Raw genomic sequence first — 13605 nt, forward strand, 5'->3', positions numbered from 1 at the left:
GCAGCGATGATTGAAGTGAAGCTCCATGATATAGGTGAAGGAATGACAGAAGGGGAAATTCTTACGTTTTTTGTTAAAGTGGGCGACGTTGTAAAAATGGATCAACCGCTAGTAGAAGTGCAAACGGATAAAGTTTCAGCTGAACTTTCCGCTCCTAAAGCTGGTATCGTGAAAGAAATTTTAATCGAACAAGGTGAAACCGTTATGGTCGGTACGTCGATTCTAATGATAGAGGAAATAAGAGACAAAGAGGAGCTAGAGCAACGTCAAGAAAAATCGACGGTCAAGAATTACCGGAGTGAAGCAGTTCGTTCACAACGACGCGTATTAGCTTCTCCTTACACGAGAAAAATTGCCCGGGAAAACCAGGTGAACATTGAAGATGTCGTAGGAACAGGTGAAAAGGGGCGCGTGATCGATCAAGATGTATATGCTGTATTAGGATTTAAGAAAAAACCTGAACAACAATCGAAGAAGCCTTCACCAGAATTACGATCAAGTTCCTATTTCACAGGGTCAAAACCATCATCGGTACGCACGATTCCTTATGAAGGAAGACGAAAGCAAATTGCCACTAAGATGACTGAATCGGTTTACACAATTCCGCACGTCACCCATTTTGAAGAAGCGAACGTAACCAGCTTACTTGAATGGAGAACGGCGTGTAAAGAAGTGGGGATGCCGTTTTCTTTAGGTGCGTATTTTATAAAAGCACTTGTCATTACATTAAAAGAACATCCGCTTTTTAACTCCGTTTTAGACGAAAAAAATGGTGTTATACGGATTCAGGATTTCTATAATATTGGCCTTGCTACAAATGCTCCAGATGGTTTAATCGTACCAGTCTTAAAACAGGCCGATCGCAAATCCATTTTAACCATTGATCGAGAAATGAAAGAATTGACGCGTAAAGCGCAGGATAATGAATTAAAAGGCGATGATCTTCGTGGAGGCACATTCACGGTCAGTAACGTTGGACCACTTGGAAGCACAGGAGCGACGCCGATCATCAACGCACCACAAACGGCATTGCTTGCGATTCATAAGACAAAGCGTAGACCCATTGTGACGAAGGACGATCAACTTGCTATTGGTGACGTTATGACCATGTCAATGTCGTTTGACCACCGGATTGCAGACGGAGCACAGGCTGTTGCTTTCACGAATCGATGGGTTGAATTGCTAGAAGAACCAAAGCGTCTTATACTGGAGTTGATGTAAATGGTTGTCGGAGAGTTTGTACAAGAACGTCAGTTAATCGTTATTGGCGGTGGGCCAGGGGGGTATCAAGCGGCTATCCGGGCAGCACAGCTTGGTTTAGATGTCACCCTTGTAGAGAAAAACGAGCTCGGTGGTATTTGTTTACATGAGGGCTGCATGCCTTCGAAAGTCGTCACAGAAGCGGCAGAACGGTGGCAACAGACAGTAAAAGGCTGCAAGCTTGGTATTCCTGAACAACGAGAGCCCTTTAAATGGGACGTCCTTCGCAGGTATCAAACAAACGTCGTTGAGCAGTTAAAGCAAGGAATTGTGCAACTATGTAAGGGAAATAAAATTGAATACGTTGTTGGCGAAGCGAGTTTTCTATCTGCGGAACGTATCAGCGTCACAAATGGACATCAGTACGAGATTTATTCGTTTCAGCACGTTATCCTTGCAACAGGTCAATACTATGTATCAGTAACAGAAGAAAATGAGCGCTTGCTCACCCCCTATTCTCTGTTTCAATTAGAGAAGCTTCCACCATCACTCGTTATCGTTGGTCACCAAGGATACGAAATAGAAGCAGCGTTTGCTTATCAATCCTTGGGAGTAGAGGTGACGCTGCTGCTAGATGGTGCGCCTCCTATTGAAAAGGTGATTGAAAAAGAATGGTTTCGTTCAGCAAAGAAAGCTGGTATGAAAATAAAACAAGACATCGACTTTGAATCTGTTCAACTAAAAGATGCCAGCGTGGCGGTGGTATATAGTCGGGCTGAGAAACGAGAAGAAGTGCAAGCCGCACTCGGGTATGTTTCACCAAATTGGAAAGGACAGACAGGAGCCCTCTCACTAAAACGGGTCGGGATCGAAACCGATCAGGATGGCTACATAACTGTAACATCAGAATTGAAAACAACTAAAAACAACGTTTACGCCATTGGCGATGTAAACAAAGAATCCTTCCTTGCGACAGCAGCGATTCAACAAGGAAAAGTAGTTGCTGAATTGTTAGCTGGCCATGCCTCAAGGTGGGACCCGACTATATTGCCTACGGTTTACCGTACCCAACCTCCTCTAGCTATGGTAGGATTAACACAAGAACAAGCAAAGAAAAGTGGCATCGATACAATTGTAGGTACAGCGTCATTCCGAAGTAATGGATTTAGCTTGCTGTCCCATGCGCAGGACGGCATTATAACCATTTTGAAAGACAAGGAAAGAGACGATATTATTGGTGTACAGATGGTTGGCACTGGTGCTACAGAACTAATTGTTAGTGCTACAATAGGAATGGAACTAGGCATGCGAGACGAAGACCTCATTTTTCCGATGTATCCACACCCATGTGTAGGAGAAGTACTAATGGAAGCAGCTGAAGACTTACAACACACTGCGATTCATAAGCCACGCGTAACCAAGCAAACGCAAAAATGAAAACGCTTTATAAACGGAGGATTGTTTATGTCAAACCCTTTAATGGATGTCATTCATTTTAAAAAAGAACCGCCACCGTGTGACACCTATACCGGAGTTAAAATGGTAGAAGCGCATGATGGGATGGCTCATGCCATTTGGCGGCCAACGGAACACATGCTTAATGGACATGGTGTCGTGATGGGTGGGTTTGTTTCATCAGCTGCTGATGTAGCAATGGCGTATGCAATCTCTTCCTTAATGAACGATAAGCAACTGTTTGCTTCTGTTACTCTTAATGTTGCTTTTCACCGCCCGGCTCTTCCTGGAGAAATTGAAGTAAAAGCAGTCGTTGAAAAATTTGGACGAACGATGAGTTATGTGACGGCTGATTTATATCAAAACGATAAACTGGTTGCAAGCGCTGTTTCATCTGTTTTGGTACATGAAGTAAACGATTAAGTCTATTAAAAAAGAGTCGTGCTTGTCGCGACTCTTTTTTAATAGAAAATGAAATAAAACAATGCAACTGCACCACCGATGATTAAGTAGATTACGCGCATGTTTCCTTTCGGTTCTTTAAAAAACAAAAATAAGAAATAGGCCACGATGCTAGCAATGAAGAAACTAATTAATGTGGAATCATTATACAAAACGGCAATAACGCCGATGACAAGAAGGAACGCACGAAACACATAGTCAATCAATTTCAAGGATGACCACCTACTTTCTGTTACCAAGAGATATGGTATCAAGAAGAGGAGAAAGTGTCAAAAGAGGGTGGTCTATTTAAATGGTGATTGATACACTTGGAGTAAATAAAAAAGGATAAAAACGGAGGAAACATGACTCAAAAATGGATGTTCCCTATAGTATGCCTCTTACTAGTAACGGCTTGTGCAGGAGCTGATACGCCATCTACATCACTCGCAGCGGATGCGCCAATTTTGGCTGTACATTACATAGACGTAGGTCAAGCAGAAGCCACTCTCATTACATGGGAACAGGATAAACAAGCATTCAACATGCTGATTGATACAGGAGACTGGAATGACCAGACTACCGTTGAGTACTTACATGAACAGGGCATCGAAGAGCTAGATCTAGTGGTAGGCACTCACCCCCACGCTGATCATATCGGTCAAATGGCAGACGTCATCAATGAATTCACTGTGTTGGAGGCTTGGATGTCTGGAGATGAAACAGATACCCTTGTATTTGAACGGACATTAGATGCAGTGCTAGAACATGAGGTGGATTACCACGAGCCAAGAGCCGGTGAGCAAGTTGAAATAGGTGATGTTACCATTGATGTACTTCACCCTGAAACCCTTAATGGCGATTTAAACAACGGATCCATTGTGATGAAAGTGACATATGGAGAGGTGTCTTTTTTGTTTACAGGTGATGTAGAGCTACAAGGGGAAGAAGACATGCTCGATCGAGGTCAACATTTACAGGCAACGGTCTTAAGCATGCCGCATCATGGGTCAAATACATCGTCATCAGAGCCGTTTATAGAGGCTGTTCAACCTTCCTATGCGATTTACTCTGCAGGTGTTGACAACGCCTATGACCACCCAGGAGAAGAAGCTCTTGAAGTAGTGCGAGGAACAGGTGCAACGATTTATGGTACGGATGAAGTCGGAACCATTATTGTTTCTACAGACGGAACTACTGTAGATATACAAAGTGAACGAGAAGAGGCAGATTGTGTCAATATCAACAGGGCAAGTGTAAAAGAGCTAGAGCAAATTGCGGAAATTGGACCAAGTCGGGCACAACAAATAGTAGACCTTAGACCGTTTGCAGCCCTTGATGAATTAACAGATGTAGATGGAATTGGTGAAGCAAGACTAAAGACCATTAAGGAAGAAGGAATTGCTTGTGTCAGACAGTAAGTATCATGGTGTTGTCGATCGCGTGACGAATGGTATCGCCGTCATTCTCGTTGACTCCTTACAAAAACAATTTGAAATGAGACAACAGGATTTACCAACTGATGCAAAAGAAGGCACTTGGCTTTCGCTCACTTTAGATAAATCCCACGCACATGTTTTAAATGCTACTGTTGACCATACTCAACAAAAAAAGAAACAACAAACCATTCGAGAAAAATTAAATCAAGTAAGAGAACAGTCGTCTAAAAATAGCAAACGAAAGAGAAAGCACTAATGCATGAGCCTCAAAGGAATAAGCCTTTGATGCTTTGTTGTGTATAGGCAACATTTTGTCGAACAAATGTGCTTGTCAAAAAGGAGAAGAACACATATTATAAAAATGTTACAAATGTAACCAATTTGTTACAAAAATTGAGAGAAAGTGGGTTTGAAGATGAGGCGAAAGGTACAAAAGCTTTTTATTTGGTTGCTTACCCTGCTTATTGTGGTTGGTGGCATGCCATTACAAGCAGTTGCAGAACAGGTTGGTGGACAAGACCAACCAGAGCAACAAGAGATGGAGAATCATGAAGACGAACGAGAAGAAGTAGTAGAAGAAACGAATGACGAAGAAGAAGATGGAGACGATCACCTTCTTTATGAAGATGTTGAACCAGACTTTGAGTTCGTCGAGGGTGAAAGTGATAAAAATTCTGAATTGGAAGATAATGATGACCCTGGGTCACAAGAAGAGCTAGTTGATGATCGTACAGAGAATACGAAACTTTTCTTGAATGAGGATGGCTCTTATACCCAAGAGGTGTATTTTGAACCTATTCATACGCTTGATGATGCAACAGAGGAATGGCAAGACATATCAAGTGAGCTAGAGAAGGTTTCGTCTGACGAAATTACGACGGAGAACACAAACCTCGCCTCAAGCTTCAAACCTATCATGGAAGATGGAGAGTATGCCACATACACCCAAAATAATAACACCATTACGTTTTCGCTTCTTTCGGCAACGGATGAAGATGGAGAAGTGATTCCAGTTGAAAACCAACATGCCTCTTTTAATGAAAATGAAATTACCTACCAAAATATCTTTTCTAATATTGATTTAAGACATTTTACATTTGATCAAAGTACGAAAGAAGATCTTGTATTACATGCCTATAATGGCCTTCATACATTTACGTATCATATTAAAACCGAACTAGTGGCACAAGAAAATGAAGATGGTTCAATCACTTTTTCTACGACAGAAGGGGAAGCGACGTTTGAACTGCCAAAACCCTATATGGCAGATTCACAGTACGATGATGCAAAAGGAGAAACCGCTGAATCACAGGATGTGCGTTATACGCTAGAAGAAATGGAAGATGGCTATGAGCTAACAGTGGAAGCGGATCGTGACTGGTTAACAGACGAAGCTCGTGTTTATCCTGTTTATATTGATCCAACAACCTCTGTGAACGTGAGCTCAGATGCGTTTGTCATGAGCGCCTATCCGACAACGAACTATAGTTCAACGAGTAGTAAGTGGGATTCCTCTCAGAATGCCCACGTTTTAAAAGTCGGGAAATACGATAACACGACAGGAACAACGTATGGCTACTTAAAGCAAAACATTAATGCTGTTAAGAATATGACTGTAACAAAAGCGACATTTAACGCTCATGTTATTCACCATTACTACGGCGACAATCCAAACGGCTTGTGGTTAGATACCGTTAATAGTGATTGGACACCGAGCACACTGAATTGGAACAATAAGCCTGGCTCTACAAATATTGCGAAAGTAGATGTTGGTCGAAACAAAAGAGCTAGTTTTGACGTAACAAACACGGTAAAAGCCTGGTTGAACGGGTCAAAAGCTAACTATGGCTTTAAGCTACACACAAATGGGAACGGAAAAGAATTTTGGAAAAAAGTCGTATCGACTACAAATTCAACAAATAAACCGCATATCAGTATCACATACACCATTCCAGCACCAGCAGCACCAACGTCTAAAACCTATACAACTGGGGATGGTGCAGGCCATGTGAACCTAAGCTGGAAGAAGATGCCGGGTGCAACAGGCTACAAAGTATGGGTGTACAACGGAAAGGATTATCAAGCCTTTAACGTTGGCGATGTAGCAAGCTGGTCAACCGAAGGAAAGAAAATTTGGCCAACAGCATCAGACATTGCGGCAGGGAAATTTGCGCTTTATACAAACGGAAAAGGGGCAGAGCTTGCAGTGGACCCTTCGCCTGTCTACAAGAACTCTGGCGGGAGTTATCCAACGAGTAAAAATTACTGGTTTCGAGTCAGCGCAATTTACGGACAAGGTGAAAGTGCTATGTCAGACGCACATAAGCCGAACATTCCAAACTTAAAGAAACCAGATAAACCAGCCTCAAAAAGCTATAGTAACGGAAACGGTACAGGCTACATTGATTTAACGTGGCCAGCCATAAGTGGTGCAACAGGCTATAAGCTTTATCTTTACAATGGCACTAAGCATGAGATGGTCGATGTTGGAAATGTGACTTCCTACACTACAAAAGGAAAGAAAATTTGGCCAACAGCAGCAGAAATTAAAGCAGGCAAGTTTGCTCTCCATTTAACGGATAATGCTGGAGCAGAGCTACCAGTTGATCCATCACCTGTATACAAAAACTCAGGTGGGAATTATCCAAACGCAAAAGACTTTAATTTTAAGATTCAAGCATACAATGCTCATGGTGAGACGGTCCGCTCGGCAAGCGCCTTACCGTATATTCCTGATTTAGAAAAACCAAAAGCACCAAATGGTGTGGCCTACACGAATATTAAAGTGGAAAACACAGGCTACATTATGCTGGATTGGGAAGAAGTCGAGAATGCGACAGGCTATAAAGTGTGGATGTCAAATGGTAAATCGTTCACGAGCTTCGATGCAGGGGACGACACCCAATGGACGACCCAAGGAAAAGGGATCTGGCCAACTGCCGCAGACATTGCCGCTGGGAAATCAACCTTATACACGAATGGGAAAGGATCAGAACTTGCAATTGATCCGTCACCTGTTTACAAGAACGCAGGCGGTAACACAACAGCAAAGAACTACTTTTTCAAAATAACCGCTTACAACAAGCATGGCGAAACGATTCAATCACCTGAATTCAAACCATCTATTGGACAGCCGACGGAATTTTTTGGTGAAGAAGATTATTGGTCGATTCTTTCTGTTCCATATGGAAAAGTGAACGCCGCAACAGGAAACTTGATCGTTTCGGAAGAAGACCTTTCTATTGGTGGTCGTGGACCGGGATTAGGGTTTTCACGAACGTACAACAGTCTAGCACCGACAACAGGCATGTTCGGTTACGGTTGGCATGCTGATAGTGAAATGACACTGAAGCTTTCTGGTAACCAAGCGCTATTCGTTGATGATGACAGTACGCTACACATTTTTACAAAACAAAGCGACGGCACGTACAAGCCACCAACAGGCGTATACCTTGAGCTAGAAGATAAAAACAACGCGTTGATTTTGACGACGAAAGACCAAACAAAAGCCCACTTCTCAAAAACGACAGGTAAGCTTGAAAAACTTGTTGATGGGCATGATAACACGACGACCTACACGTATAAAAACAATCGTTTAGAGACGATGAAAGATGCTTCAGGTCGAACCGTTACCTTCGTTTACAACGCTGATGGCACAGTAAAAGAAGTACAAGCACCAGGCTCTCGTAAACTTTTATACAACTATGAAAATGGGAAACTCGTAAGCTATACTGATTTTGATGGTGCTGTTACGAAGTATGAGTATGCAGCAGATGGTAAATTACTAGCGGTGTACGAACCAACCCACACCGATGCAAAACCAGTAGTCAATCGTTTCCTTTATAACGGTGATATGCTGAAAGAAGCGATTAACCCGAGAAACGAATCATTCAAACTTGCTTACGATTTAACGAAACGGACGCTTCTTTTTACGCAGCCAAACAATCGTAAACTATCCTACACGTACAACGCAGCTGGGAACCCAATTCAGTATGTGGAAGATGTGGACAGCTTAAAGCTAACAACGAATTACAAGTACGTTGGAAATAATTTAACAGAAACAACCGACCCGAATGATATTGGATCAGGTAAGCCAACGGAATCCTTCCAGTATGATAAAGATGGCAATGTGATTAAAGCCGTTGATGATTACGGAACAGAAACGTATACGTATAACGACAACCATGACGTCACATCAATGATTGATACAGAAGGTGACGAAGTAACGATTGCGTATGACGGTCTTGATGCTGTATCGGAAACCGATCAAAGTGGGAAAACCGCATCGGCGTCTAAGTATGCGAAAAACGGAAACCTAACCGAAGAAAGCCATGAACTCGCAACGGCAGCCAATCTTCTAGCAAACAGTCGCTTTGAAGACGGTACGACGAGCTGGACACGTATTGATAAACAGTCAAACGGTACGTATGTAGTTGAAAAGCAGTCTGCTGGAAAGCTGGCAGGTCCGAATTCGTTGAAAATGACGATGCAATCCGATGTGACCGAGCATGTGTATCAAGCAGCAACTCAAGTCGTTGATGCCTTACCAGACGTTTCCTACACATTAAGCTCACTAATTAAAACGGATACAGTAAACGCGCGTGCATTTCTAAATGTAGAAGCGCTAGATGCCAGCGGCAAACGAATTAAATGGATTGATAACCGTCACAGTCACCTTGTCGGTAAACAAAACTGGGCAGAGCGTCAGCTTTCATTCGTAACGCCAGCAAATACGGCAAAACTTCGCGTTTATTTAGAGCTAGAAAAAGTAAAACCAACAGCAAGTGGAAGCGCATGGTTTGACCAAGTACAGCTAGAACGAGCAGAAGTATCATCAAGCTACAACCCGATTCAAAACTCAAGTTTTCTAAACAATTTAACAAGCTGGAGCGGTTCTGGTGGCTCAGTTGACAGCGCTGGATTTGATGACAAGAAGTCCGTTAAAATTGTTAAAACAGCAGGACAAGCAGTCAGTGAATACAAACAAACGGTTACGTTAAACCAAGCAGCCAGTGAACAAGCAATGGATTTAACGTTCACAGGTTTATCAAAAGCAGACAATGTAAAGTCAACGAACTACGGCTTAAAAGCAAAAGTATTTTATACAGACGGCACGACTGCAGACTTTGGCCCAGCGACGTTCCCAGAAGGAACGAACGACTGGAATCGAACGGCATTAAAACTAACGAAGAGTAAGCCAATCACAAAAGTAGATGTTTCTTTCTTTATTCAAGGTAGTGGAACGGCTTGGTTTGACGACATGCGTTTGCTTGAAGGCAATGTCATTAAGAAACAAACGTTTGACAATCAAGGAAACTATGTCACGAAAGTAGAAGATGAATTAGGTTTCACAACATCAAGTGTATTTGACACGTACGGAAACGAAACAGAATCCACCGACGCCCTTGGTAAAAAGAAAACATTCACTTATGATCTAGCCAATCAATTAAAGCAGCTAAAGCTTGAAAATGGCACAAGCATTTCGTACACCCATGATAAAAACGGCAATATGCTGACAAAGTCGATTGCGCCATCATCAGGACAAGCACAAGTCTTTAAATACGAGTACGACACAGCTGGCAAGCTGATGAAAACCGTTGGACCGTTTAACGATGTCGTAACGAACCAATATGATGCCAACAGCAATCTCATTAAAACAACAACACCGAACGGGCACACAACCGAATTAACGTACGATGGCACAGATCGAATGGCGACGAAAAGCTACAACGGTCAAATCGCCTACCGCTTTACGTACGATAAAAACGGCAACGAGCTAACGGTGAAAGACGAAAAAGCAAACGGAACGAAAGTCCGCACGTTCGATAAAAAAGACCGCATGGTTACGCTTGCCGAACGAACAGGAAAGCAAGAATGGAATTACTCAGAGACATCCGATAAACTAAATACATTCGTGTTCACCCACGGAACATTCAAACAAACGAACACGTATGAGTACAACAAAAAAGAACAAAACATTCGCATGAAAGATGGGGACGCGACGTACCATTTTGATTACGATGAAAAAGGCAACGTCAAAACGTTCTCATCTGGAAACCGAACAGGCGCAAGCTTCACATATGACCCACGCGGCCTCGTTACCGCTCTGACAGTCGGATCAGAAGTGGGCGCACCATTTTTAGAGGAATTCATGACGTACGACGCGAATGGAAACCGTACCTCCATTAAAGATGGTAGCGGTAAGGCGATTTCGTATACGTACGGCGCTCTTGACCAGCTCATGAGCGAAACGTTACGCGACGGCACGAAAAACGAATTCACTTATGACGGCTTCGGCAACCGAACCTCAGTCAAAACAACAAAAAATGGGCAAACATCAGAAACAAAAGCAAGCTACAATGTCTATAATCAGCTGACAAGCATGGGCAACGAATCGTTTACGTACGATAAGAACGGCAACCGACTAACAGACGGTACGTACAGCTACACGTGGGATGCAGCCGATCAAATGACCGCTGTCACGAAAAAAGGCGAAACCAAACCATTCGTCACGTACACGTACGATGAAGACGGACGCCGAATCCAAAAAGCGGTTGGCTCCACCATTACGAACTACCATTACGACGGTGATAGTCTCAACGTCCTTTATGAAACGAACGGTTCAAACGCCGTCACAAAGTCGTACACGTACTCCGACGCAGGTCAACTCGTCGCGATGAAAAAAGGAAGCGTCAAATACTACTACCACTACAACGCTCATGGCGATGTCATTGGCATCAGTGACAAAGACGGCAACCGACTCGCAACGTATGAATACGATGCGTGGGGCAACCCATTAAAAGTTGACGAAACCGCAGCGGTCAAAGACAACACGTACCGCTATGCTGGCTACCAGTACGATCACGAAACCGGCATGTACTACCTCATGGCCCGCTACTACGAGCCAAAGCACGGCGTGTTCTTATCCCTAGACCCAGATCCAGGCGATGAAGACGACATCATTACGCAGAATGGCTATACGTATGCGAATAATAATCCGGTGATGTTAGTTGATCCGGACGGGCATATCGCTTGGTTGGCAGTTAATGCTGGATGGGCAGCAATTGATGGATATAGAGCATACAAAGCTGGAAAGGGTTGGAAGGGTGTTGCTGGTGCAGCTGCATGGGGATTTATTGGCGGCAGTAAATTTAAAGCAGCAAAGAAACTCTATTCTAGTGCAAAAATAGCAACACAAAGAAGGTCGGCAGTTCGGAATGCTTGGAAGCAAGAGAGAGATATGATTATAAGAACGGGAAAAGGAACAAGAAACTGGTCAAATAAAAGGAAGGCTGAGATTGTTAACAAGGGCAAGGCCAAAGGAATGATTGGGCATCATATTAGGAATGTGAAACATCACCCAAAACTTGCTGGTAACCCAAATAATATACGATTTGTTAGTAGAAAAGAACATTATAGGTTGCATCATAATGGGAGATGGTGGAAAAAGACTACTGGAAAACTTATGAGGAGGTAATAAGAATTGATGAAGGAAAGTAAAAAACAAATTATAGAGTGTTTACATTCAATTTATAATGAGGATAAAAAGAAGTTGAGAACGGAAGCCATTCTATTTGGGGAGAAAGAAGACGATTTGGGATGGCACTCAACGGCTAGTTTGGGTTTATCCATAGAAGAATTGAATACCTTAGAAACTAGTGTCAGCAGTTATCAAGGTGAGATGCCTTTAGATTATAAAAACTTTCTAAAGCAAACGAATGGTGCTTACCTGTTTGACCTTATTCATATCGCTGGTCTTGAAAGAAATTATAAGAATCTATCTTACCATGAAGAAACACATGAGCCGAGGTATTTAAATGAGTTGGTTCGATTAATTTCTCTTGAAAAAAAAGGCCCAACACGTTTGAAAGACTATTACTTCTTTGGGGAATCTTTTATAAATGGAACCGTGTTCGCATTTGATAAAGAGGAAAAAGTAATTGAATTTAAAGAGGGCAGCTTAAGAAAAATCCGTGAATTTAATAACTTGGATGCTTTGTTAGAGCAGGTTTTCAAAGTAGGAAAGGAACATTATGAAAATCGTATGTTTATTGATTTTTCATAAGGATGAGTCGTATGAATAAAAAGTTGACAAAGCAACTAGATCGAATTGTAGGTAATGAAAACTACGAGTTAAATGAAGGAGCAACAATCGAACAAATCCATGCTTGGGAAGAATGTCATAAACTCTCTTTACCAGAAACGTATAAAGAACTTCTCTTGACAGGTAACGGTGGAGATTTGGATGGTCTCATACTAGCAGAATTATACGATGAACATAAAGCGTATAACCCAGAAAAAGATCTCTACATCGAGCCTGTCATAAAGACCATGTATGCAGAAGTAACAAAGAATAAGCATCTGATAATTCTAGCAATGGAATCATTTGGAGATATGTATTTCCTTCACGTTGATAATGAGTTCGTATACCATTGGTCTCATGAGACAAATAAAGTGAAGAAGAGATGGAAAGGCATAGAAGGTTTCTTAAAAACGTACCTTGACGAAGACGAAGTTAAACTGTTTTTTTAAACGCTATAAAATGTCGTTTATAGAACGTGCCCGCATAAAAATGCGGGCTTTTGCTAATAAGAGTGGTTTTTAAGTACAATCCGCAAGCTATAATGTCTATAATCAGCTAACAAGCATGGGCAACGAGTCGTTTACGTACGATAAGAACGGCAACCGACTAACAGACGGCACGTACAGCTACACGTGGGATGCAGCCGATCAAATTACCGCTGTCACGAAAAAAGGCGAAACGAAACCATTCGTCACGTACACGTACGATGAAGACGGACGCCGCATTCAAAAAGCGGTAGGGACATCATTACGCAAAACGGCTATACGTATGCGAATAATAATCCGGTGATGCTAGTTGATCTGGATGGGCATTGGGTGTGGCTTGCAGTAAACGCAGGATTTGCGGCATATGACGGATACAAAGCGTATAAAGCAGGTAAGGGCTGGAGAGGTGTTGGCGGTGCAGTTGCGTCAGCATTTGGACCAGGGAAATATGTTAAAGGTGCGAAAGCGGCGCTAGGTTTTGCGAAGAGAGGTTTCTTTAACA

General features: G+C 42.5%; 9 protein-coding genes and 1 pseudogene. 9 read left to right on the forward strand and 1 reads right to left on the reverse strand.

Features of this window, described 5'->3' with window-relative positions; translation table 11 throughout:
- Positions 1 to 6: 6 nt before the first annotated feature.
- From PQ477_RS12610 to PQ477_RS12620, 3 genes are read left to right on the forward strand one after another with little or no spacing between them, the layout of a single operon-like run.
- Positions 7 to 1221: a dihydrolipoamide acetyltransferase family protein gene (locus PQ477_RS12610; RefSeq protein WP_274272060.1), complete on the forward strand. Its 1215-nt coding sequence runs from the start codon at positions 7 to 9 to the stop codon at positions 1219 to 1221.
- Positions 1222 to 2637, forward strand: a complete 1416-nt coding sequence (locus PQ477_RS12615; protein ID WP_274272061.1) for a dihydrolipoyl dehydrogenase family protein — start codon at positions 1222 to 1224, stop codon at positions 2635 to 2637.
- A gap of 27 nt (positions 2638 to 2664) precedes the next feature.
- Entirely contained in the window at positions 2665 to 3078 is a 414-nt protein-coding gene (locus PQ477_RS12620; RefSeq protein ID WP_144558333.1) for a PaaI family thioesterase, read from the forward strand.
- A 38-nt stretch (positions 3079 to 3116) separates the two neighbouring features.
- Here the strand turns inward: PQ477_RS12620 and PQ477_RS12625 are convergent, their stop codons facing one another.
- Positions 3117 to 3329, reverse strand: a complete 213-nt coding sequence (locus PQ477_RS12625) for a hypothetical protein (protein WP_035393023.1) — start codon at positions 3327 to 3329, stop codon at positions 3117 to 3119.
- 132 nt (positions 3330 to 3461) lie between these two features.
- On the opposite strand from PQ477_RS12625, the gene PQ477_RS12630 reads away from it, so the two are divergent.
- The 6 genes and pseudogenes from PQ477_RS12630 to PQ477_RS20935 all read left to right on the forward strand — a co-directional run.
- Entirely contained in the window at positions 3462 to 4517 is a 1056-nt protein-coding gene (locus PQ477_RS12630; RefSeq protein WP_274272062.1) for an MBL fold metallo-hydrolase, read from the forward strand.
- On the forward strand, positions 4504 to 4791 hold the full coding sequence (locus PQ477_RS12635; protein WP_274272063.1) for a DUF3006 domain-containing protein: 288 nt from the start codon (positions 4504 to 4506) through the stop codon (positions 4789 to 4791). The genes PQ477_RS12630 and PQ477_RS12635 overlap by 14 nt, the downstream gene beginning before the upstream one ends.
- 159 nt (positions 4792 to 4950) lie before the next feature.
- Positions 4951 to 12012: a DNRLRE domain-containing protein gene (locus tag PQ477_RS12640; protein ID WP_274272065.1), complete on the forward strand. Its 7062-nt coding sequence runs from the start codon at positions 4951 to 4953 to the stop codon at positions 12010 to 12012.
- Between the two features lie 9 nt (positions 12013 to 12021).
- Positions 12022 to 12600 (forward strand): SMI1/KNR4 family protein, encoded by a 579-nt coding sequence (locus PQ477_RS12645; protein ID WP_349775507.1) that lies wholly within the window; start codon positions 12022 to 12024, stop codon positions 12598 to 12600.
- An 11-nt stretch (positions 12601 to 12611) separates the two neighbouring features.
- Complete coding sequence (locus tag PQ477_RS12650; protein WP_274272068.1) at positions 12612 to 13067, forward strand: SMI1/KNR4 family protein; 456 nt, start codon at positions 12612 to 12614, stop codon at positions 13065 to 13067.
- Between the two features lie 79 nt (positions 13068 to 13146).
- Positions 13147 to 13592: pseudogene (locus PQ477_RS20935) on the forward strand (hypothetical protein); the annotation flags it as partial.
- Between the last annotated feature and the right edge of the window lie 13 nt (positions 13593 to 13605).

The sequence above is a fragment of the Shouchella hunanensis genome (assembly GCF_028735875.1).
Lineage (GTDB): Bacteria > Bacillota > Bacilli > Bacillales > Bacillaceae_D > Shouchella > Shouchella hunanensis.

Excerpts from the sequence above, each read along its gene's own strand:
- PQ477_RS12610 (WP_274272060.1), top strand. The coding sequence starts at position 7 with ATGATTGAAGTGAAGCTCCATGATATAGGTGAAGGAATGACAGAAGGG.
- PQ477_RS12615 (WP_274272061.1), top strand. The coding sequence starts at position 1,222 with ATGGTTGTCGGAGAGTTTGTACAAGAACGTCAGTTAATCGTTATTGGC.
- PQ477_RS12620 (WP_144558333.1), top strand. The coding sequence starts at position 2,665 with ATGTCAAACCCTTTAATGGATGTCATTCATTTTAAAAAAGAACCGCCA.
- PQ477_RS12630 (WP_274272062.1), top strand. The coding sequence starts at position 3,462 with ATGACTCAAAAATGGATGTTCCCTATAGTATGCCTCTTACTAGTAACG.
- PQ477_RS12640 (WP_274272065.1), top strand. The coding sequence starts at position 4,951 with ATGAGGCGAAAGGTACAAAAGCTTTTTATTTGGTTGCTTACCCTGCTT.
- PQ477_RS12645 (WP_349775507.1), top strand. The coding sequence starts at position 12,022 with ATGAAGGAAAGTAAAAAACAAATTATAGAGTGTTTACATTCAATTTAT.
- PQ477_RS12650 (WP_274272068.1), top strand. The coding sequence starts at position 12,612 with ATGAATAAAAAGTTGACAAAGCAACTAGATCGAATTGTAGGTAATGAA.